The sequence below is a fragment of the Pseudogemmobacter faecipullorum genome, assembly GCF_020539525.1.
In the GTDB taxonomy this organism is placed as follows: Bacteria; Pseudomonadota; Alphaproteobacteria; order Rhodobacterales; family Rhodobacteraceae; genus Pseudogemmobacter; species Pseudogemmobacter faecipullorum.
The window spans coordinates 66,023-86,563 of record NZ_JACDXX010000011.1; the positions used below are offsets into that span (position 1 = coordinate 66,023).

Annotated in this window: 18 protein-coding genes; 14 read left to right on the forward strand and 4 right to left on the reverse strand. The window is 62.9% G+C overall.

Features of this window, described 5'->3' with window-relative positions:
* The first annotated feature begins 2 nt into the window (after window positions 1–2).
* The 9 genes from flhA (at window position 3) to H0485_RS12890 (ending at window position 9,815) form a co-directional block, all read left to right on the forward strand.
* On the forward strand, window positions 3–2,105 hold the full coding sequence (gene flhA, locus H0485_RS12850; RefSeq protein ID WP_226936168.1) for a flagellar biosynthesis protein FlhA: 2,103 nt from the start codon (window positions 3–5) through the stop codon (window positions 2,103–2,105).
* 12 nt (window positions 2,106–2,117) lie between these two features.
* Window positions 2,118–2,861: a flagellar biosynthetic protein FliR gene (locus H0485_RS12855; protein ID WP_226936170.1), complete on the forward strand. Its 744-nt coding sequence runs from the start codon at window positions 2,118–2,120 to the stop codon at window positions 2,859–2,861.
* Window positions 2,858–3,961, forward strand: a complete 1,104-nt coding sequence (locus H0485_RS12860; protein ID WP_226936172.1) for an EscU/YscU/HrcU family type III secretion system export apparatus switch protein — start codon at window positions 2,858–2,860, stop codon at window positions 3,959–3,961. Before H0485_RS12855 ends, H0485_RS12860 begins: the two co-directional genes overlap by 4 nt.
* 244 nt (window positions 3,962–4,205) lie before the next feature.
* Window positions 4,206–5,246 carry a LacI family DNA-binding transcriptional regulator gene (locus tag H0485_RS12865; RefSeq protein ID WP_226936174.1) on the forward strand — a complete coding sequence of 347 codons (1,041 nt, stop codon included), beginning with the start codon at window positions 4,206–4,208 and terminating at the stop codon, window positions 5,244–5,246.
* Between the two features lie 3 nt (window positions 5,247–5,249).
* Complete coding sequence (locus H0485_RS12870) at window positions 5,250–6,185, forward strand: substrate-binding domain-containing protein (protein WP_226936175.1); 936 nt, start codon at window positions 5,250–5,252, stop codon at window positions 6,183–6,185.
* Window positions 6,182–6,961, forward strand: coding sequence for an ATP-binding cassette domain-containing protein (locus H0485_RS12875; protein ID WP_226936178.1), 780 nt, complete (start codon window positions 6,182–6,184; stop codon window positions 6,959–6,961). The genes H0485_RS12870 and H0485_RS12875 overlap by 4 nt, the downstream gene beginning before the upstream one ends.
* A complete protein-coding gene (locus tag H0485_RS12880; RefSeq protein ID WP_226936180.1) occupies window positions 6,961–7,956 on the forward strand; it encodes an ABC transporter permease in 996 nt (331 codons plus the stop codon). The genes H0485_RS12875 and H0485_RS12880 overlap by 1 nt, the downstream gene beginning before the upstream one ends.
* Window positions 7,957–7,959: 3 nt before the next feature.
* A complete protein-coding gene (locus H0485_RS12885; RefSeq protein ID WP_226936182.1) occupies window positions 7,960–9,039 on the forward strand; it encodes a phosphotriesterase family protein in 1,080 nt (359 codons plus the stop codon).
* A gap of 11 nt (window positions 9,040–9,050) precedes the next feature.
* Window positions 9,051–9,815 carry a glutamine amidotransferase gene (locus H0485_RS12890; RefSeq protein WP_226936184.1) on the forward strand — a complete coding sequence of 255 codons (765 nt, stop codon included), beginning with the start codon at window positions 9,051–9,053 and terminating at the stop codon, window positions 9,813–9,815.
* 34 nt (window positions 9,816–9,849) lie between these two features.
* Here the strand turns inward: H0485_RS12890 and H0485_RS12895 are convergent, their stop codons facing one another.
* Window positions 9,850–10,728 carry a PfkB family carbohydrate kinase gene (locus H0485_RS12895; protein WP_226936185.1) on the reverse strand — a complete coding sequence of 293 codons (879 nt, stop codon included), beginning with the start codon at window positions 10,726–10,728 and terminating at the stop codon, window positions 9,850–9,852.
* 36 nt (window positions 10,729–10,764) lie between these two features.
* Here H0485_RS12895 and H0485_RS12900 point away from each other — a divergent pair, with 36 nt between their 5' ends.
* The 5 genes from H0485_RS12900 to H0485_RS12920 all read left to right on the forward strand — a co-directional run bounded on the left by H0485_RS12900 (window position 10,765) and on the right by H0485_RS12920 (window position 17,520).
* Complete coding sequence (locus H0485_RS12900) at window positions 10,765–11,607, forward strand: BtpA/SgcQ family protein (protein WP_226936186.1); 843 nt, start codon at window positions 10,765–10,767, stop codon at window positions 11,605–11,607.
* A gap of 1 nt (window position 11,608) precedes the next feature.
* A complete protein-coding gene (locus H0485_RS12905) occupies window positions 11,609–12,772 on the forward strand; it encodes a M20 metallopeptidase family protein (RefSeq protein WP_226936187.1) in 1,164 nt (387 codons plus the stop codon).
* 326 nt (window positions 12,773–13,098) lie between these two features.
* Window positions 13,099–13,995, forward strand: coding sequence for a sulfate adenylyltransferase subunit CysD (cysD, locus tag H0485_RS12910; RefSeq protein ID WP_255613597.1), 897 nt, complete (start codon window positions 13,099–13,101; stop codon window positions 13,993–13,995).
* On the forward strand, window positions 13,995–15,911 hold the full coding sequence (cysN, locus tag H0485_RS12915) for a sulfate adenylyltransferase subunit CysN (protein ID WP_226936188.1): 1,917 nt from the start codon (window positions 13,995–13,997) through the stop codon (window positions 15,909–15,911). Before cysD ends, cysN begins: the two co-directional genes overlap by 1 nt.
* A gap of 196 nt (window positions 15,912–16,107) precedes the next feature.
* The gene (locus H0485_RS12920; RefSeq protein WP_226936189.1) at window positions 16,108–17,520 is read left to right on the forward strand and encodes a YncE family protein; all 1,413 of its coding nucleotides are present in this window, start codon (window positions 16,108–16,110) and stop codon (window positions 17,518–17,520) included.
* 58 nt (window positions 17,521–17,578) lie between these two features.
* On the opposite strand, the gene H0485_RS12925 is transcribed toward H0485_RS12920, so the two are convergent.
* Genes H0485_RS12925 through H0485_RS12935 form a run of 3 tightly spaced genes read right to left on the reverse strand, consistent with a single transcriptional unit; the run spans window position 17,579 to window position 20,536 of the window.
* Complete coding sequence (locus H0485_RS12925) at window positions 17,579–18,901, reverse strand: NADPH cytochrome P450 oxidoreductase family protein (RefSeq protein ID WP_226936191.1); 1,323 nt, start codon at window positions 18,899–18,901, stop codon at window positions 17,579–17,581.
* Window positions 18,882–19,889, reverse strand: coding sequence for an FAD:protein FMN transferase (locus tag H0485_RS12930; protein WP_226936192.1), 1,008 nt, complete (start codon window positions 19,887–19,889; stop codon window positions 18,882–18,884). Before H0485_RS12930 ends, H0485_RS12925 begins: the two co-directional genes overlap by 20 nt.
* 17 nt (window positions 19,890–19,906) lie before the next feature.
* Window positions 19,907–20,536, reverse strand: a complete 630-nt coding sequence (locus H0485_RS12935) for a PepSY-associated TM helix domain-containing protein (protein ID WP_226936195.1) — start codon at window positions 20,534–20,536, stop codon at window positions 19,907–19,909.
* Between the last annotated feature and the right edge of the window lie 5 nt (window positions 20,537–20,541).

Genomic DNA, 20,541 nt, shown 5'->3' on the forward strand with positions numbered 1-20,541 from the left:
ACATGGCGCTTTCCCCCCGCAAACCCGCCGCCGCTTCCTGGCTCGACGGCTTTGGCAGCCGTGCCGGCAATCGCGATATCGGTTTTGCGCTTGGCGTGATGGCGATCCTGGCGGTGCTGTTCGTGCCGCTGCCGCCTGTGCTGCTCGATCTGGGTCTCGCTTTGTCTTTTGCGGTGTCAGTGCTGGTGCTGATGGTGGCGCTCTGGGTGAAAAAGCCGCTTGAGTTCAACTCTTTCCCGACGCTGCTGCTGGTGGTGACGATGATGCGGCTGGCGCTGAACATCGCCTCATCGCGCCTGATCCTGTCCGAGGGCCAGACCGGATCCGATGCCGCCGGTCATGTGATCGAGGGGATCGCGCAGTTTGTCGTGGGCGGCGATTACATCATCGGCACGGTGATTTTCATCATTCTCGTCACGGTAAATTTCGTGGTGATCACCAAGGGCTCGACCCGGATCGCCGAGGTTTCGGCCCGGTTCTCGCTGGATGCGATGCCCGGCAAGCAGATGGCGATTGATGCCGATCTGGGTGCGGGGGTGATTGATGATGCCGAGGCCCGGGCGCGGCGCAAAGAGGTCGAGCAGGAAAGCGGCTTTTTCGGCGCGATGGATGGGGCGGCGAAATTCGTGCGCGGCGATGCGGTTGCCGGGATCATCATCACCCTGATCAATATTGTCGGCGGCATTCTGATCGGGCTGTTGCGTCATGATCTGCCGATTGCCACCGCTTTGCAGAATTACACCGTGCTGACCATCGGCGATGGCCTCGTCAGTCAGATCCCGGCACTGATCGTTTCGCTGGCGGCCGGTCTGATCGTCACCAAAGGTGGCACCGAAGGCGCGGCCTCCGAGGCGGTGATCGGCCAGCTCGGGGCCTCTTCCCGCGCGCTTTATATGACGGCGGTGATCGTCTTTGGTTTTGGTCTGCTGCCGGGCTTTCCGCTGCTGCTGTTCGCGGCCCTGGCCGCCGGGCTGGCGGCGACGGGCTGGTGGATCGATAAAGCGAAAGCCGATGACAAGGCCGATGCGGCGCGTGAGGCGGCGGTGAGCGCCAGCGAGGCCGCCGAAGCGGCCGAGGATCCGGCCGATCTGCTGAAGATCGATACGCTGCGCCTTGAGCTCGGCGCGGCGCTGGTGCCACTGATCGGCTCGCCCGATGCGGCGCTGCCTGGCAAGGTCAAATCGCTGCGCAATCTCTTTGCCACCGAATATGGTTTCCTGCTGCCGCCGGTGCGGATCAAGGATAATTCCGCTTTGCCGGCCATGTCCTATGCGCTGGTGATCCAGGGGGTCGAGATTGCCCGTGGTGAGCTGCGCCCGGCGATGCGGCTGGTGATTGATCCGGCCAATGAGGCAGCGGATATTCCGGGCACAAGGGTGAAAGAGCCGACCTTCGGGCTCAGCGCTTTCTGGGTGAATGCGGCCCAGGTGCCCCAGGCCGAGGCGCGCGGCCTGACGGTGGTCGATGGTGAGAGCGTGATCATCACCCATATGACCGAGGCGATCAAAGAGCATCTGCCGGAAATGCTGACCTATGGCGCCACCCAGGAGCTGATCAAAGGCCTGGACCGCGATTATCAGAAGCTGGTCTCTGATATCCCGAACCCTTCGCCGGTGATCCTGACCCAGCATGTGCTGCAGAACCTTCTGGGCGAGCGCCTGTCGATCCGCAATCTTCCGCTGATCTGTGAGGCGGTGGCCGAGGCGGCAGCGGCGTCAAAAAACCTGACCTTTATCACTGAACATGTGCGAAAACGCCTCGCCAGCCAGATCTGCAATGCTCTGGAGGGCGAGGATGGCTTTATGCGCATCGTCGTGCCGGGCGGCGGCTGGGAGGCGGAATTCACCCAGTCGACCCGGGTGCAGGGTGATGAGGTCAGCTTCCTGATGGCCCCGGCGCGGGTGCAGGATTTTGTGGCCCAGGCCCGGGCCGAGCTGCATAAATTCGCGCAGAATGACGAATGGCCAGCCCTGCTGGTCGCGCCTGAGATCCGGCCGATCGTGCGCTCTATGATCGAGCGGGTCAGTCCGATGACCCAGGTGATTTCGCATAATGAGATTCATCGCAAGGCCCGGCTGCGCACCGTCGGCACCATCGGGCCGTAAGCCGGGGCCCTGGTGGAACTGCTCGTCCAGACCCAGATCGCGGCGGTGCTGATCGCCTTTGCGCGGATCGGCACGGCGCTGATCTTTTTGCCCGGCCTCGGCGAGATGCGGATCCCGGGGCGGCACCGGCTGGCGCTGGGGCTGATCCTGTCGCTGGGGCTGATGCCGGCGATCCCGGTCACCCCGCCCGAACAGACCGCTCAGCTGGCGCTGCTGCTGGCACGCGAGGCGCTGATCGGCCTTTATATCGGGGCGGGCGCGCGTATCCTGTTCGCGGCGCTGCAGGCGCTTGGTGCTTTCATCGCCAATGTCACCTCGCTCTCGAGTGCGCTGGCGGCGGGGGATACCGGCTATGAGGGCTCGACCGCCATCACCTCGCTGCTGACCATGGCCGGGCTGGCGCTGCTTTTTGCCACCGACAGCCATCACCTGATGCTGCGCGGGCTGTTTCTCAGCTATGAGCTTATCCCGGCCGGGTGGCTGCCGCTGAGCGATCTGACCGGCCAGATTGCCCGGCTGGTGGCGCGCAGCTTTTACATTGCGGCGCTGATGGGCGCGCCTTTCTTCCTGCTGGCGGTGGTGCTGAACCTTGGCCTTGGTCTGGCCAACCGGGTGATGCCCTCAATGCCGGTGTTTTTCGTGGCCGGTCCGGTGAATATCGCGCTGGGGCTTGGTCTGCTGATGCTGGCATCCCCGGCGATCCTCGCCTGGTTCAGCGATGATTTTGCTCGCTTTTTCCTTGAGCTGCGGCCATGAGCGAAGAGGATAAAGACAGCAAGACCGAAGAGGCCTCTGAGCGAAAGCTCAGCAAGGCCCGGGCCGAGGGCGACAGCTGGACCTCACGCGAGGCGGGGCATACGCTCGGCTTTCTGGCGCTTTTCGTGATCGTGGCCCTGGTTCTGCCCGCCATGCTGCCGGGGGCGATGGTCAGTAATGCCCTGCTTTTTGATCTGGCCCCGATGATGCAGATTGAGCGGGTGCAGGATTTGCGCGCGGTGATGGCGGGCTTTGCCACCGGGGTGGCAAAGATTTTGCTGCCGGTCTTTGGCGTTCTGCTGGCCGGGGCGCTGATCTCGATCCTGATGAGCGGCCCCTTTACGGTCAGCGCCAAACGGCTGCAGCCAAAGGCCTCAAAGCTGAACCCGATGCAGGGGATCAGGCGGATCTACTCGGTCTCAAATCTGATCGAATTTCTCAAAAGCCTGGTAAAGCTGGTGCTGATCGCGGTCTTGCTGATGATCGCGCTGAAACAGGCGATCTCGGCAATCCTGCCCGGGGCAGTGCTGCTGCCCGAGCAGCTGCCCGGGCTGATCGGTGCCACTGCTTTCACCGGCCTCGGCTGGGTGGTGGCGATGATGCTGCCGATCCTGGCTTTCGACATTTTCCGCAAGCGCCGCGAATGGCTGAAAAAGCAGCGCATGTCGAAGAAAGAACAGCGCGATGAGAGCAAGGACAGCGATGGCGATCCGCATATCCGCGCCCGGCGCCAGCAGATCCGGCAAAGCCGGCTGCGTCAGCGTATCCGCGACACGGTGCCGAAAGCCACGCTGGTGGTGATGAACCCCACCCATTATGCCGTGGCGCTGCGCTATGAGCGCGGGGTGGATCCGGCCCCGGTCTGTGTAGCGCTGGGGATGGATCTTATGGCGCTGAAAATCCGTGATCTGGCGCTGGAACATGAGGTGACGGTGCTGGAAAGCCCGCCACTGGCCCGGGCATTGCATGCGGTCTGTGAGATCGACCGGCCGATCCCGGAAGATCACTGGGCGGCAGTGGCCGAACTGGTGGGCTATGTGCTCGACCTCCGCCGCCGTCAGCGTCGCCGATTGCCCGAAGGCACCCAGCATATCACCTGAGACCAGGGGGGCCCGCAGGGGGCAGGTCGTGTTCCGGGGCCTTGGCAGGCCGGGGTGGCAGGACGGTCTTGCGCCGCATCTGAGCGGCGATGCGAAAAGCTGAGCAGCTTCAGTTAAAATCTGCCTAAATTTCAGGCATACGCAATAATGATAGCGCTAACCTGCATTTTGCGACTGATAAAGCGCTTTACAAGGGGCTCTCACGCATTAGTAAATCGCTTTACCAGGGTGAATGAGGGCGCATATGGCGAATCTGAAACAGGTTGCGGCGCAGGCGGGGGTCTCATCGGCCACTGTTTCCCGTTATCTGAACGGAACGCTTTCGCTGCCTCAGCCAACCCGGGATGCCATTGAAACGGCGATCCGGGAGCTGAATTACAGCCCCAATCCCTTCGCCCGTTCGCTGAGCCGCGGCCGCGCCGATGTGATCCGCATGGTGGTGCCGGATATCAAAACCCCGTTCTTCTCGGCTCTGGTGGCGGCGGTGGAAAATGCCGCTTTTGAGCGCGAGCAGGAGCTGGAGATTGCGGTGACCCTGAACCGGCCCGGCCGGGAGAGCCGCTATCTCGACAGCGTCTCCGAGCGCCATGTCGACGGGCTGATCTTCGTGACCAATCACCCCGATGTCGCGCCGCTGGAAAAGCGCATCACTGCGGCGCGGCGTGTTGTCCTGCTCGATGAAAATGTGCCCCATGCCCAGGCGCCGCGGCTGTTTTGTGACAATGAGGGCGGCGGCGCGATGGCGGCAGATCATCTCGCCGATCATGGCCATAAAGTGGTCGGTGTGATCGGCACCGGCGATGAGATGTATTCGGGCGCGGCGCGGTTTCGCGGCTTTCAGACCGCGCTTCAGGCCCGCTTTGGCGCACAGGCGCAGATCCTGCGCAAATGCGGTCAGGGCTATACTCAGGAGGAGGGGCGGCGCCTCTGTGCCGCGATCCTAGACAGCGGCCTGCCGGTATCGGCGATTTTTGTGATGTCGGATGAGATGGTCATGGGCACGCTCGATGAGCTGAAGGCCCGTGGCCTTTCGGTGCCGGGCGATATCTCGCTGATCAGTTTCGATGATATCCTGCCTCTCGATTACTTTGAGACGCCGGTGACGGCCATCCGCCAGCCCGTCGAGGCCCTGGGCGAGATGGCGGTCAGGATTTTGCTGGATACGGACTGGAATGACCCTGCCTCGCGCAGCCGCGTCACGCTTTTGCCAGTCACGTTGGTGGAACGGAGTTCCGTTGCCTCCGTCACACACCCGTCGAAAAGCAACGATTCAACAGGAGGTTAATGCATGAAACCCGCCCTTTCCCGCTCGCTTATGCTCGCTCTGACCACCAGTGCCGCAGTTTTTGCCGCAACCGGCGCCTATGCCGAAGGCAAGACCTTTGCGCTGGTGCAGATCAATCAGCAGGCACTGTTCTTCAATCAGATCAATGAGGGCGCTCAGGCTGCTGCCGATGCATCGGGCGATACGCTGACCATTTTCAATGCGAATAATGACCCCCAGGCGCAGAATTCGGCGATTGAGACCTTCATCCAGCAGAAGGTGGACGGCATTGCCGTTGTGGCCATCGATGTGAACGGCATCATGCCGGCGATTGAACAGGCCGGTGCCGCCGGGATCCCGGTGGTCGCGATCGATGCAATCCTGCCCGAAGGCCCGCAGGCGGTGCAGGTTGGCGTCGATAATGCGCAGACCGCAGCTGATTTCGCGAAATTCGTGCTCGAGCAGAATGCCGGATCCGAGATCAAAATCGGCAATGTCGCGGCGCTGAACTCGTTCATTCAGAACATCCGCAAAGACGCTTTCGTCGAGGTGCTGAAGGCGGGCGACAAGGTCACGCTGATCGGTGATGTCGATGGCCAGAACGTCCAGGACGTGGCGCTTGGCGCGGCAGAAAACCTGCTGACCGCCAATCCGGATCTGAATGCGATCTATGCCACCGGCGAGCCGGCCATGGTTGCCGCCGTGGCCGCAACCGAGAGCCAGGGCCGCACCGGCGATGTGAAAGTCTATGGCTGGGATCTGACCTCGGGCGTGATCGACGGCATTGATGCAGGCTTTGTTGCCGGTGTCGTGCACCAAGATCCAGCGGGCATGGGCAAAGCCGCCGTGGAATCGCTGGCCAAAATCGTCGCCGGTGAAACCGTCGAGAAAGTGGTCTCGGTCCCCGCAACCATCGTCACCAAAGAGAACGTGGACCAGTTCCGCGACATGTTCAAATGAGTTCAACTGCTTCTGGCAGCGAGCGGGGGGGAGCAATCCCCCCCAACCCGGGCCAGCCTCTCGTCTCGCTGCGCGATATCCGGCTGACCTTCGGCTCTCATCAGGCGCTGCGAGGCGTCGATCTCGATATTCGCCCCGGCGAATGTCTGGCGCTTCTGGGCGATAATGCTGCCGGGAAATCGACTTTGTCGAAAGTCATTTCCGGAACCTATATTCCGGACAGCGGCACCATCACCGTTGCCGGTGAGGAAGTGCGCTTTGCCAACCCCAATGACGCCCGCTCGCGCAATATCGAGATGGTGTTCCAGGATCTGGCGCTCTGCGATCATATTGATGTGGTCGGCAATCTCTTCCTTGGTCGCGAACTGACCAAAGGCCCCTTCCTCGATCAGAAAGCGATGCTGATCCGCGCCCAGGAAATGCTGGAAGCGCTTGAGATCCGCATTCCGCGTCTGACCGCCCGGGTCGAAAAACTTTCCGGCGGCCAGCGTCAGGCCATCGCCATTGCCCGCGCCGCCTCGTTCCAGCCCAAAGTGCTGATCATGGACGAGCCGACCTCGGCGCTCGCCGTGGCCGAGGTCGAGGCGGTTCTGGCCCTGATCAACCGCGTGAAGGCCAAGGGCGTCGGCGTGGTGCTGATCACCCACCGTCTGCAGGATGTGTTCCGCGTCTGCGACCGCATTGCCGTCATGTATGAAGGCACGAAAATTGCCGAGCGCATGGTCGCTGAGACCGATCTCGATGAGGTCGTGAAACTGATCACCGGGGGGCATTGATGGCCAATTATACCGAACGCGCCAGGCAGAGCCAGGGTGTGGAATGGCTGAATGACAATGCGCAGGTTTTGTCGATCTCGCTGTTCTTTCTGGTCTGTATGGGCTTTTTCACCGCCCTTTCGGATACGTTCCTGACCTCGGGCAATCTGCTGAACGTGCTGCGCCAGGCCGCGCCGGTGCTGATCGTTGCCGTGGCGATGACCTTTGTCATCATGACCGCCGGGATCGACCTTGCCGTCGGCTCGATCGTGGCGCTGATCAATGCCCTGGCCGCCATCCTGATGGTCAATGGCTTTGACTGGGTCACCACCTCGGTGCTGATGATCCTCGCCGGGGCTGTGGTCGGGCTGATGCAGGGCTGGTTCATTTCCTTCCAGGGCATTGCCGCTTTCATCGTCACCCTCGCCGGCATGTCGATCCTGCGCGGCATCGCGCTTTATATCACCGAGGGCTATTCGATCCCGATCAAGGATCAGCCGGGCTTCTTCTGGCTGGGACGCGGCACTTTGCTGGGCATTCCGGTGCCTGCCATCATCGCCATGATCTTTGCCCTGGTGGCGCTGATCGTGATGCGCAACACCCGCTATGGCCGCCAGGTCGTCGCTGTCGGCTCGAACCTTGAGGCGGCCCGCCGCGTCGGTATGCCCGCGCGCTGGCTGGTCTGCTCGGTCTATATGTTCTCGGGCATTGCCTGCGCCATTGCCGGGCTGCTGATCGCCGCGCGTCTCGGCTCGGGCTCATCGAATGCCGCCGTCGGCTTTGAGATGCAGGTGATTGCCGCCGTGGTTCTGGGCGGCACCTCGCTGATGGGCGGGCGCGGCTCGATCCTTGGCACGGTTCTGGGCGCGCTGACCATTTCGATCATCGGCAATGGTCTGATCCTGCTGCATGTCTCGCCCTTCCTGACCCAGATCGTCACCGGCGTGATCATTCTGGTGGCAATCTGGATGAACACCCGGCTGTTCGGCGCGGGCTTTAAGATCAAAAAGGGCTGATCCATGTCAGAACTCTCTGAAGCGCATGTCGGTTCGGGTCTGGTCATGACGGTGGCGGGCGCAATGCCCGCTGCCGGTCTTGGCGTGACGCTGATGCATGAGCATCTGAACAATGACTGCTCCTGCTGGTGGAACCCGCCCGAAGATCCGGCGCGCCAGTATCTGGTCGATGCGCCGATCACGCCCTCGATCTATTCCGAGCTGCTGCAGGACCCTTTCGTCAACCGCAGCAATCTCGGGCTGAATGAGCCGGAGATCGTGGCTGCGGAGCTGGGCTATTTCACCCGTCTTGGCGGGCGCTCGGTGGTTGATCCCACCTGCCGTGGCATCGGCCGAGATCCGCGGGTGCTGCAGCGGATCTCGCGCGAGGCGGGGGTGAATATCGTCATGGGCTCGGGCTATTATCTCGGCACCTCACTGCCGGATTATTTCCATGAGCTCAGCGTTCAGGATATTGCTGATCAGATCGTGGCCGAGGCCAGGATCGGCACGGACGGCACCGAGGCAAAGATCGGCCTGATCGGTGAGATCGGCGTCGGCTCTGATTTTACCGCTGCCGAAGAGAAAAGCCTGCGCGGCGCCGCCCAGGCCCAGGCCCGCACCGGCCTGCCGCTGATGGTGCATCTGCCGGCCTGGTTCCGCCTGGCCCATAAGGTGCTTGATATCTGCGAGGCCGAAGGGGCGGATTTGAAACATACGGTGCTGTGCCATATGAACCCCTCCTGGGCCGACCGGAACTATCAGCACGAGCTCGCCGCCCGCGGCGCGTTCATCGAATATGACATGATCGGCAATCTGTTCTACTATGCCGATCAGGATGTGGACTGCCCGGCCGACGCCGATTGCGCGCGGGCGATCCAGGGGCTGATCGAGGCGGGCTACAGCCGCCAGATCCTGCTCTCGCACGACGTTTTCCTGAAGGTGATGCTGCGCCATTACGGTGGCAATGGCTATAGCTTCGTGAATGCGCATTTCCTGCCGCGCCTGAAGCGGCTCGGTCTCGACCCGGCATTGGTCGACAGTCTCATGGTGGTGAATCCCCGTCGCGTCTTTGACGCAGGCTTTGCCGCCTCGGCACATTGAAAGGTGTGAAAATGACGAAAAAAGTTCTTCTCGTTGGCGAAAGCTGGGTCTCTTCCTCGACCCATTTCAAAGGCTTTGACCAGTTCGGTTCCGTGACCTTCCACAAGGGCTGCAAGCCGCTTCTGGATGCGATGAAGGGGACGGATTACGAAGTCACCCATATGCCGGCCCATGAGGCCCAGGAAGATTTCCCCTTCACCATCGAAGGGATCCGGGAATGGGATATTATCATCATTTCCGATATCGGGTCCTCGACCTTCCTCTTGCCGCAAAAAGTCTGGATCCACAGCCAGACCGCTCCGAACCGCCTGCGTCTGCTGAAAGACTGGGTTGAGGAAGGCGGCAAGCTGATCATGGCGGGGGGCTATTTCTCCTTCCAGGGCATCGACGGCAAAGCCCGCTGGCGCAATACCGCGGTGGAAGAGGTTCTGCCGGTGAAATGCCATCCCTGGGATGACCGGATCGAGATCCCCGAGGGCGCACAGGCCCATATCACCGATGCAAGCCACCCGCTGGTCAAAGACATGCCGAATGCATGGCCGCCGGTTCTGGGCGTGAATGAGGTGGTGCTGAAAGAAGGCGCCGAGCTTGTCGCCACCCTACCGGCCGATCAGGGCGGTCACCCGCTGCTGGCAGCAGGCAAATTCGGCAAGGGCCGTTCGGTGGTCTGGACCTCGGATATGTCGCCGCACTGGCTGTCGCCGGAATTCTGCGCCTGGGAGGGTTATAAGCAGCTCTGGCTGAATATGTTCGCCTGGCTCGAGGCCAACGACTGATGACAGCAGCGCGCCGGGCAACCGGCGCGCCCTTTCACGCTGCGAAAGCGGCCCGGAATTCTTCTGCTGTCGGAAAGGCGTTTTGCGTGGCCAGACGGGAAACACAGATCCCCGCCGCCCAGGTGGCGAGCGTCAGATCTGATGCGGCGACCGCGCGCGCCCCGCGCCGGAGCATGGCGGCGACCAGCGCGCCGAGGAAGCAGTCTCCGGCCCCGGTCGGGTCCAGCACCTGCGCCGCGCGCCCGGGCACGGCTGCGATCCGCCGGCCCTCGCGCCAGAGCTCGGCCCCGGCCGCGCCGAGTGTGCGCACCAGCGTTTTGCCAGCGGACAGCTGCTCGGCCCCGCCGAAATATGCGGCCTCGCCCTCATTGACCACCAGCAGATCGCAATGCGCAAGCATCTCTGCGCTGCAGCCCTCGACCGGCGAAGGGTTCAGCACCCGCAACACGCCCTGGGCGGCGGCGGCCTGCAGCACCGCCAGCGAGGTTTCAGCCCGCAGATTGCCCTGCAGCACCAGAACCTCAGCGGTGCCAAGGGCCGCGATCGCCTCTTGCGGCGTCAGCGAGCGGGCGCAGCTTTGCGTGGTGATGATGGCATTCTCACGGCTGGCATCCCGCAAGATGACCGAAAGATCCGAGGGCAGCGCGCGGCGGATCAGATCGGCGGTCAGCGGCTCAGCCTCCAGATCGGTGCGCAGCTTTGCGCCGCGCCGGTCCTGGCCGATTGCCGCCACCAGCCGCACCCCGGCCACCCCCTGCAACGCCCGGGCCATAACGATGGCCTGGTTTGCGCCCTTTCCGCCCAGAGCTTCGGAAATCGCCTCGCCAGCGACCGAGGCACCGGGTGCGGGAAATGCTTCCACCGCAAGGGTTTCATCCGAAGCGATGTTTCCAATCACCACAACTTGCGCCATGAAACCCACCTCTGTGACTGATATAAGGGGCCGCTGATGCAACCGATTTCTGACCGTCCTTCCAATGCGATAAGCGACATTTTCGGGCGCGACAAGGCGCTGATCGGCATGATCCACTGCCCGCCTTTCCCCGGCGCGCCGCGCTATCGCGACCAGCCGGTGACCGAGATTTACGACACCTGCCTGCGCGATGCCGAAGCGCTGATCTCAAATGGCATCCACGGGCTGATGATCGAAAACCACGGCGATATTCCGTTCCTGAAGCCCGATGATATCACCTGCGAAACCGCGGCCTTCATGGCGGTGGTGACCGACCGGATCCGCCGTGAATTTGACGTGCCGCTGGGGATCTCGGTGCTGGCCAATGCGCCGATCCCGGCGCTTTCCGTGGCGGCTTCGGGCGGGGCGCAGTTTATCCGCGTCAACGAATGGGCCAATGGCTATGTGGCGAACGAAGGCTTTATCGAAGGCCGCGCTGGCGAGGCCCTGCGCTTCCGCGCCCGGCTGCGTCAGGACCAGATCCGGATTTTTGCTGACAGCCATGTCAAACACGGCGCCCATGCCATCACCGCCGACCGCACCATCGAAGAGCTGACCCGCGATCTGGCCTTCTTTGATGCCGATGTGGTGATCGCCACCGGCCAGCGTACCGGCGATGCCGCAACCCCTGAGGAGATCCGCACCATCCGCGATGCCACCCATCTGGCACTGCTGGTCGGCTCGGGGGTCAGCGAAGGCAATATTCAGCAGATCCTCGGCCTGACCAATGGCGTTATCGTTGCCTCTTCGCTGAAAGAGGGCGGGGTCTGGTGGAATCCGGTCGATCCGGCCCGGGTGAAACGCTTCGTCGAGGCGGCAGCCCCGGCACTGGAGGGCTGAGATGCGCGAGGCCAAAGATGCGCTGGCCTGGCTGGCGCAGAACCATGACAGGTTCTGCGCAATCCGCCGCGCCTTCCATCAGACCCCCGAGATCGGCTTTGACGAGGTCGCGACGGCAAAGACCCTCGCGGCGCATCTGGCTGCGCTTGGCTGTGTGATCTCGCGCCCGATCGGCGGCACCGGCTTTGTCGCCACGCTGCACGGCGGGCCCGGGCGCGCCGTGGCTTTGCGTACCGATATGGATGCTCTGCCCCAGTCTGAGGAGACGGGCCTCGCCTATGCTTCGCAGAATCCGGGCCGGATGCATGCCTGCGGCCATGACGGCCATATGACGCTGATGCTGGCCACGGCCGAGCTGCTGGCGGCGGCTGGCCCTTTGCCCGGGCCGGTGCATTTCATCTGTCAGCCAGCCGAGGAGCTGGGCCAGGGCGCCGACCGGATGATCGCCGACGGCTTGTTTGATGAAATCGATCCGGCGCTGACCTTTGGCTATCACAACTGGCCGCAGCTGCCGGTGGGAGTGGTGTCCGCCAGGGCGGGCGCGATCATGGCCGCTTACCGCGAGATCCGTTTCAGCCTGACCGGCCGTGGCGGCCATGCTGCCCTGCCGCAGCTCTCGGATGATATCTATGGCGCGCTGGCGGCGCTGATCACCCGGATGAACGCAAGGATGCGCACCGAGCTGGCGGGGACCGCCTTCGCCTTTACCCGCAACCTCAGCGGGACGGCAGCGAATATCATCCCCGACCGGCTTGGCGCCTCGGCCTCGTTCCGCTTTGTCAGTCCCGAACAGGGCGAGCAGGCGGGTGTGATCGCGGAAGACGTGGCGCGTGAGATTGCCGCCGGTTTTGGTATCAGTGTCAGCGCCGAAGTGACGCGTGTCTTTAACCTGACCCGCAATGATGCCGCAGCCACCGCCCTGGTTGCAGAGGTGGTCGGCGCATCTGCGGGCGATCTGATCTGGCAGGAGGCCCCCTCCGCCTCGATGGTGGCCGAGGATTTCGGCACCATGATCGAAGACCGGCCGGGCTGCTATTTCTGGCTCGGGGCCGGGATGGAGCGGGGCAGTCTGCACAACAGCCGCTTTGACTTTAATGAGGCGCTGCTCCTGACCGCGCCGCAGCTGCTGGCCGATCTGCTGCGCAAAGCGCTTGAGCGGGTCTGAGCTTTATCCCCCCTTCCGCCCGGCCAGTCAGGGCGGAAGGGGGTAAAATCTGCTGGGCCGAATCCGCAGTGCCGGAAATTTTTTGCCGCCAACCGGTCAGAATGGGCTGAAATAAGGCAGGCCCCATCCCGCCGGAACCGGCTTTTCCAGAGCGGGGTTTTCACCGCGCCACTGATACCGGAACGATTTTCCGCCCCCGGGCCAGCCCCTGGGCAATCTGCCCCAATTCCACAGATTGCCCTGTGATTGCCTTTGAAATGCACCATCGCTGTGGCATCAGATCAGGCATCTGGTCCTTCCTGTGCAGGCTGTCGATGCGTTCCGAAATGTCACTGACTCATTTGCAACGGCTTGAAGCCGAAAGCATTCATATCCTGCGCGAGGTCGCGGCCAGCGCTGAAAAGCCGGTGATGCTCTATTCGGTCGGCAAGGATTCCGCCGTGATGCTGCATCTGGCGAAAAAGGCGTTCTGGCCGGCTCCGCCGCCCTTCCCGCTGCTGCATGTCGACACCACCTGGAAGTTCCGGGCGATGTATGATCTGCGCGATAAAGCGGCGCGCGAGGCCGGGATGGAGCTGCTGGTCCATCACAATCCCGAGGCGATGGCCCAGGGCATTAACCCCTTTGATCATGGCGCTCTGCATACCGATCTGTGGAAGACCGAAGGGCTGAAACAGGCGCTGACGAAATATGGTTTCGATGTCGCTTTTGGCGGTGCGCGCCGCGATGAGGAAAAGTCGCGGGCGAAAGAGCGGATTTTCTCGTTCCGCTCGGCCAATCATCGCTGGGATCCGAAAAACCAGCGCCCCGAGCTGTGGAAGCTTTATAATACCCGCAAGGCGCCTGGTGAAAGCATCCGCGCCTTCCCGATCTCAAACTGGACCGAGCTTGATATCTGGCAATATATCCATCTCGAGGGCATTGAGATCGTGCCGCTTTATTTCAGCGCGCCACGTCCGGTGGTCGGGCGCAATGGCCTTCTGATCATGGTGGATGACGATCGTTTCCCGCTGCGCCCGGGCGAAGTGCCGGCGCTGAAATCGGTGCGGTTCCGTACTCTCGGCTGCTACCCGCTGACCGGCGCGGTGGAATCTGAGGCAAAGACCCTGCCGGAGGTGATCCAGGAAATGCTGCTGACCACCACCTCCGAGCGTCAGGGCCGGGCGATTGATCATGATCAGGCCGCCTCGATGGAGAAGAAGAAGCAAGAGGGGTATTTCTGATGGATATCGCCGCAAAAGACCCCGTCTATGTGACTGATGCGCTGATCGCCGAGGATATCGACGCCTATCTGGCGCGCCATCAGCATAAGACCATGCTGCGTTTCATCACCTGCGGCTCGGTTGATGATGGCAAATCCACGTTGATCGGCCGGCTGCTTTACGACAGCAAGATGATTTTCGAGGATCAGCTGGCCAGGCTTGAGCAGGACAGCAAAGCCGTCGGCACCCAGGGCGGGGCGATTGATTTCGCGCTGCTGGTTGATGGTCTTGCTGCCGAGCGTGAGCAGGGTATCACCATCGACGTGGCCTATCGCTTTTTCGCCACCGATAAGCGCAAATTCATCGTCGCCGACACCCCCGGGCATGAGCAATATACCCGCAATATGGTCACCGGCGCCTCGACAGCGGATCTCGCGGTGATCCTGATTGATGCGCGTCAGGGCGTGCTGACCCAGACCCGGCGCCATTCCTATCTGGTGCATCTGCTGGGGATCCGGAACATCGTTCTGGCGGTCAATAAGATGGATCTCACCGGCTATGGTGAGGATTGTTTCAACCAGATCGTTGCCGAATATCGCAGCTTTGCCGATCAGCTGGGGCTGAGGGAGTTTCAGGCCATCCCGATCTCGGGCCTGGCAGGGGATAATATCGTCACCCGTTCGGACCAGATGCCCTGGTATCAGGGCCCGACGCTGCTGGATTATCTGGAAACCGCGCCGGTCACCGATACCCGGCTGCTGGACCAGCCCTTCCGCATGCCGGTGCAATGGGTGAACCGGCCCAATCTCGATTTCCGCGGCTTTTCCGGCCAGATCGCCTCGGGCCGGATCGCACCCGGCGATGCGGTGCGGGTGCTGCCTTCGGGCCGGACCACCCATGTCCGGGCGATCCCCTCGTCTGATGGCGAAAAAACCGTCGCTCTGGCCGGGGAAAGCATTACCCTGACCTTCACCGATGAGATCGACTGCTCGCGCGGCGATGTGATCACCCTCGCGGATGCGCCCTGTGAGGTTGCCGATCAGTTCGAGGCCAGCCTGGTCTGGATGGCCGATGCCGAAATGCTGCCGGGCCGGCCCTATCTGCTGAAGATCGGCACTCAGACCGTCACCGCCACCGTTACTGCGCCGAAATATGAGGTGAATGTTAACACCCTCGAACATCTCGCCGCGAAAACCCTGGCGCTGAATGCCATCGGGGTGGTCAATATCTCGACTGACCGGGTGATCCCGTTTGAAGCCTACCGCGACAATCCCGATCTGGGTGGTTTCATCCTGATCGACCGGATGACCAATGCCACCGTGGCGGCAGGGATGATCCATTTCGCTTTGCGCCGCAGCCAGAATATCCACTGGCAGGCGGTGGATGTGGACCGCGACGCCCATGCCGCGCTTAAGACGCAAAAGCCTGCGGTGGTCTGGTTCACCGGCCTTTCGGGCTCGGGTAAATCGACCATCGCCAATCTGGTCGAGAAAAAGCTGCATGCCATGGGCAAGCACACTTTCCTGCTCGATGGCGATAACGTGCGTCACGGGCTGAACCGCGACCTCGGCTTTACCGATGCCGACCGGGTGGAGAATATCCGCCGCGTCGGCGAGGTGGCAAAGCTGATGACCGATGCCGGGCTGATCGTGCTGACCGCCTTCATCTCGCCCTTCCGGGCCGAGCGGCAGATGGTGCGCGATCTGATGGCGGCGGGCGAGTTTGTCGAAGTCTATGTCGATACCCCGCTGGACGTGGCCGAGGCCCGGGATGTGAAGGGGCTTTATAAAAAAGCTCGCTCGGGGCAGCTGAAGAATTTCACCGGCATCGACAGCCCCTATGAGGCGCCGCTGGCGGCTGAGATTGAGGTGAATACCGTTGATATCTCAGCCGAAGAGGCGGCCGACCGGGTGATTGCGCTGCTGCTGTCACGCTGAGCTTTTTCCCGGGGCGCGGCCAGAGGGTCCGCGCCCCGGGAAACTACATATCCCCCCCGGCATTTTGGGTAAAACCAGTCGCCCGGCGGTTGACTTTGCCCGCCGATTGCTGGCTTTTGCTGCTGCAAGAACCGCTATCTCCCCGCTCCTCGCCAGGCCGATAGATCCCCTCTGTCTCTGACCTCAGGAGCGTAAGATGTCGCCCCCCTCTCTGAAGCCTTTTCTCTATCGCTGTGGTCTGGCTCTCATGCTGGCCCCCCTGCCCGCGGCTGCTTTTGCCGACGGGCTATTCTCTGCTCCCGCTGAATTCACCGGCCGATTCCGTGTTTCGGCCGCCGAGCCCGGCGCGCCGGTTTTCGCGGGCAGCACCGTCACCCTCGCGGGCTCGGGGCTGATGCCGGGGCAGAGCGTCAGCTTCCTGCAGGGCACCACGCCGCTGGGTGAGGGCAAAGCCACTGCCGATGACAAAGGCGCGGTTTCCTTCAGCTTCAGCCTGCCCGCAGGTGCTGCCAGCGGCATCCATCCGGTGATCGCGGTTTTTGAAAACCCGGCTTCGGCGGCGATTGTGGATGTGAAAGTGTCGCAGAACATCCCGCTTTCGGGGGCTGAGCAGTTCAGCACGCTCAAAATCCAGCCCGCACCCGGCCTTTATCAGTCGGTTTACAGCGCAAAATCGGATGCGCTTTTCGTCACCGCCAGCAGCTACCGCCCGGTCAGCTCTGCGCTGATCAAGCTTAATCCGGACACTCTGGCAGAGATCGCCCGGATCGTCCCGCCGGCTCTGCCCGCCGATCCGGACAAGCCGCTGAAAGCGGGCGAGACCCCGGCCCCGGTCGGCGTTCTGGGCATTGATGTCGATGACAGCAAGGGCACGGTCTGGACCACCAATACATTCGACAATACCGTCGCGGTCTATTCCCAGGATGATCTGTCGCTGATCCGTCAGTTCCCCGCCGAGATGGTCTATCATTCGCGCGATGTGCGGGTGGATGAGCAGCATGGCCGCGCCTATGTCTCTTCGGCAGCGACCGATACGCTGCATGTGTTTGATACGGAAACCCTGGAAAAAACCGGCGAGATCCGCATCAGATCGGCCAAACGCGGCGGTGAATTCTATCTGCTCGGGCTTGGCATTGATCCCGAGGGCAAATGGCTGTTTGCGATCAGCCGCGTCAGCAATGAGCTTGCGGTGATCGATCTGGCGACGGGCGAGCTGGCTAAGGTCATCGATCTTACCGGGGCGAAAAATGCCAGCGGCCTTGATTATGACCCGGCCTCGGGCAAGCTGTTCATCGCCTCGCAGGACAGTGACAATCTGCTGATCGTCGATCTGGAAAGCGGTGCGGTTGAGCATAATGTCCCGGTCGGCGCAGGCGCGCTGAATGTGGTGTTTGAGCCGGTTTCAAAACAGGCCTTCGTTGCCAGCCGTGGCGCCGGTCAGATCGCGGTTGTCTCGCTCGAAGGCCAGCTGGTCGCCAATCTCGATGGCGGCAGCTATGCCAATCATGTCTCGACCGATGGCAACGGCGCGGTCTTTGCGGTGAATAAATCGCTTGGCGAAGAGGATCCGGGTGGCGATCAGGTGCTGCGCCTCAGCCCGGCGCAGTAATCTTGCTTTCTGATCGGGAAACAAAAACGGGGCCCGCAAGGCCCCGTTTTCATTTCTTTCAGTAGACATCCTGGTGCAGGCGGTTCTCTGTGCGCAGCTTTTGCCACAGATCCTCGCCCAGCCCGGCCCGCAGACAGGCCAGAACCGCCCCGGCCATGCCCTCACGCCGACCGCAGAGGAAGATGTGGCCCCCGCCTTTGACATCCTCGCGCAGGGATGCGGCATGGTTATGCAGCAGATCCTGGACATAGCGCGGCGTTTCGGCGCGCGAGAATGCACGTTCGATCTGCAAAGACAGGCCACAGGCCTGCAAGCTGGCCAGTTCATCGGCGAAAATCCGGTCATGCGCCGGGGATCTTTCGCCAAAGAACAGGCGGCAGGTTCCGGCTGCGGGCAGAGCGGCGGCCCGGGCCCGCAGATGCGACAGCAGCCCCGCCATGCCCGAGCCATTGCCGATCAGGATCATTGGCGCGGCGTGATCCCTGGCGCGAAAACCCGGATTGGCGCGCAGCTGCAGCGGCACAGTATCGCCAATCGCCAGCTGCCGGGTCAGATAGCCTGAGCCCTGGCCGGTCCGGCCCTGCGCATCCCTGACCTGGCGCAGGATCAGTTCGGCCCAGCCAGCTTCTGGCAAAGAGGCCAGGGAATAATCGCGCGCCACCGGCCCTGCCTCACCAGGCAGGGTCAGCCTGGCGATATCCCCGGCCTGCCAGTCCGGCATCATAGCCTCAGGCTGAAAGCGCAGCGCATATAGCGCGCCGCCGGGGCTGCCGGGGTTGATATGCCTGCGCGCGATCAGTCGCCAGCGTGATGGCTGTTGCGGTGGCAGGGGGGCCGCGCCAAAGACCTTGCCAAGATCGCGGCTGATCCTGGCAAGGGCGGCCGGGCAGGCGCGGTCAATCTCGGCGCGGGGCAGCAGATCCCGCGCGCCGTGATTTCGCAAAAAGACCTCCAGCCTGCGGCCAAAGCCACAAAAATCTGCATAGCGGCGATCCCCGAGGGCCAGCAGCGCGTAAGAGAGCTGCGTCAGATCGGGCACAGCTTTCTGCAGCCGCTCCAGCGCGCCGCTGGTATGATCCGGGGCTTCGCCCGCGCCGGTGGTGGCAATCACGAAAACGGCCCGCCGGGCCCGCTGCAGATCTGTGGCGCTCAGCTGATCAAGCGGCAGCAACCGGGGTGATAGGGCGCTGAGCTGTTCTGCCAGCGCGCCGGCCAGACCCGCGGCAGTGCCGCTCTGGCTGGCCCAGAGGATCAGAAGATCAGCCTCATGGCGCGGCCCGGCGCGGGGCGGGCGCAGACAATGCCAGCTCAGCCCGGCCCAGCCAAAAGCCGTCGCCCCGGCCATGAGCCAGCTCCAGGGATCAGGGCTGAGCATCATCATCCTTCGTCATCGCGGCCCAGAGCGGGCTGGGTGAGACCCTGCCATCGGCCTCAAAAATCAGCGCGCTCAGCCCCCGCCGGGCGATAAACGCAGTCCTGGCGGCCAGGGGAAGGACCATCAGCGCGGTGGCAAGCGCATCCGCCTCGCAACAGGTTTGTGCAAGTACAGTGACAGAAACCGGCCCCGCCTGGCACGGCCAGCCGGTCGCCGGGTCAATGCTATGCGCATAGCGCCGCCCGGCGTGGAAAAAGCAGTTCTGCGCCGCGCCGGAACTGGCGAGGCCCATGCCGTACAGCGCCACCCGCCAGCCAGGCAGTGCGGGTTCCGGGGTCTCAACCGCCAGCCACCAGGGCTGCAGATCGGGCTTAAGCCCGCGCGCATAGCATTCGCCGCCGATCTCGATCAGGTGATGCCCGGCCCCGGCCCGGCTCAGCGCGGCGGAAATCTGATCCGCCGCCAGCCCCTTGGCGCTGCCGCTGAAATCAAAGCGCATGCCGCAGGGGCGTTGCAGCCGCCCGCTGAGCGGGTCAAAGCTGACCCGCTGCCAGCCGCTGACCGCGCGGGCCGCTGCAATTTTCTCAGCCGGGGGCAGGCCGCTGCGCCGCCCCGCTGGCCCAAAGCCCCAGAGATCGACCAGCGTGCCCAGGGTCGGATCACTTGCCCCATTGCTCGCGCGCGCCAGATCCAGCATCGGCCCCAGCAGCGCGGCAAAAGCCGGGCTCACCTGCAGATCCTCACGTGGATCACGGTTCAGCTGTGAAATCTCACTTTCAGCCTGCCAGGGACTGAAAAGCGCCAGTATCGCCGCCAGCTCACGCCCGGTCAGCGCGCGCAGATCCGCCTCGCTCAGACCCGGCGGCGCATAGACAGACAGGCTCCAGCCGGTGCCCATGCTCTCGCCATGCAGCCGGATCAGGCGAGAACCGGGCGGTGGCGGCAGCAGCGCTGCCTCGTGCCGCAGCGGGGGCAGCACCAGATGATGGTCCATCAGATCCGGCCTCATTTCTAATGAATAAACAACAGCGCAACGATTACGGGCAGCGCGATGCTGGCCCAGCCAAGCGGCCAGGTGGCCGGGCGCTGCCGCGCCTGCAGCCACAACAGGCCAAATCCGGTCAGGGTGAATAAAATGCAGGCCAAAGCCATGAAATCGATGAACCAGCTCCAGATTTCTCCGGCATGACGGCCTTTATGCAGATCATTCAGATAGGCCGCCCAGCCTGCCTCTGTGCGCGATAGAACCACCTCGCCGAGGCTGCGGTCGATCGCCAGCCAGCCATCGCCGCCCGGTGTCGGCAGGGATATATAGATCTCATCGGCGCTGGTTTCGGTTGCGCGTCCCCGCAGATCCAGGCGCAATTCATCCAGAGCCCATCCCGTGACTGCCTCAGGCAAAGGTGCATGGGTCTCGGCAGGGAAAGCGGCCAGCCCGGCCTGCAGCGGCCCAGGCAGCTGATAAAGCGTCTCTCTGGTCTCGGGGCGGGCGGAAAACAGGCCGGGATTGTTCAGCATCAGCCCGGTTGCGGCAAACATCAGCATACCGCCAAGGCTGATCGCCGCCGAGACCCAGTGCCAGAGCCGGAGCTGACGCAGCCAGAAACTGCGGTTCGTGATCGAAGAAAGGGAGGGGGACATCCGGG

Coding starts and splice junctions, on each gene's coding strand:
- H0485_RS12875 (WP_226936178.1), top strand. CDS start 6,182: ATGAGTTCAACTGCTTCTGGCAGCGAGCGGGGGGGAGCAATCCCCCCC.
- H0485_RS12935 (WP_226936195.1), bottom strand. CDS start 20,536: ATGTCCCCCTCCCTTTCTTCGATCACGAACCGCAGTTTCTGGCTGCGT.
- H0485_RS12920 (WP_226936189.1), top strand. CDS start 16,108: ATGTCGCCCCCCTCTCTGAAGCCTTTTCTCTATCGCTGTGGTCTGGCT.
- H0485_RS12885 (WP_226936182.1), top strand. CDS start 7,960: ATGTCAGAACTCTCTGAAGCGCATGTCGGTTCGGGTCTGGTCATGACG.
- H0485_RS12860 (WP_226936172.1), top strand. CDS start 2,858: ATGAGCGAAGAGGATAAAGACAGCAAGACCGAAGAGGCCTCTGAGCGA.
- H0485_RS12905 (WP_226936187.1), top strand. CDS start 11,609: ATGCGCGAGGCCAAAGATGCGCTGGCCTGGCTGGCGCAGAACCATGAC.
- cysD (WP_255613597.1), top strand. CDS start 13,099: ATGTCACTGACTCATTTGCAACGGCTTGAAGCCGAAAGCATTCATATC.
- H0485_RS12865 (WP_226936174.1), top strand. CDS start 4,206: ATGGCGAATCTGAAACAGGTTGCGGCGCAGGCGGGGGTCTCATCGGCC.
- H0485_RS12930 (WP_226936192.1), bottom strand. CDS start 19,889: ATGGACCATCATCTGGTGCTGCCCCCGCTGCGGCACGAGGCAGCGCTG.
- cysN (WP_226936188.1), top strand. CDS start 13,995: ATGGATATCGCCGCAAAAGACCCCGTCTATGTGACTGATGCGCTGATC.
- H0485_RS12870 (WP_226936175.1), top strand. CDS start 5,250: ATGAAACCCGCCCTTTCCCGCTCGCTTATGCTCGCTCTGACCACCAGT.
- flhA (WP_226936168.1), top strand. CDS start 3: ATGGCGCTTTCCCCCCGCAAACCCGCCGCCGCTTCCTGGCTCGACGGC.
- H0485_RS12895 (WP_226936185.1), bottom strand. CDS start 10,728: ATGGCGCAAGTTGTGGTGATTGGAAACATCGCTTCGGATGAAACCCTT.
- H0485_RS12880 (WP_226936180.1), top strand. CDS start 6,961: ATGGCCAATTATACCGAACGCGCCAGGCAGAGCCAGGGTGTGGAATGG.
- H0485_RS12900 (WP_226936186.1), top strand. CDS start 10,765: ATGCAACCGATTTCTGACCGTCCTTCCAATGCGATAAGCGACATTTTC.
- H0485_RS12890 (WP_226936184.1), top strand. CDS start 9,051: ATGACGAAAAAAGTTCTTCTCGTTGGCGAAAGCTGGGTCTCTTCCTCG.
- H0485_RS12925 (WP_226936191.1), bottom strand. CDS start 18,901: ATGATGATGCTCAGCCCTGATCCCTGGAGCTGGCTCATGGCCGGGGCG.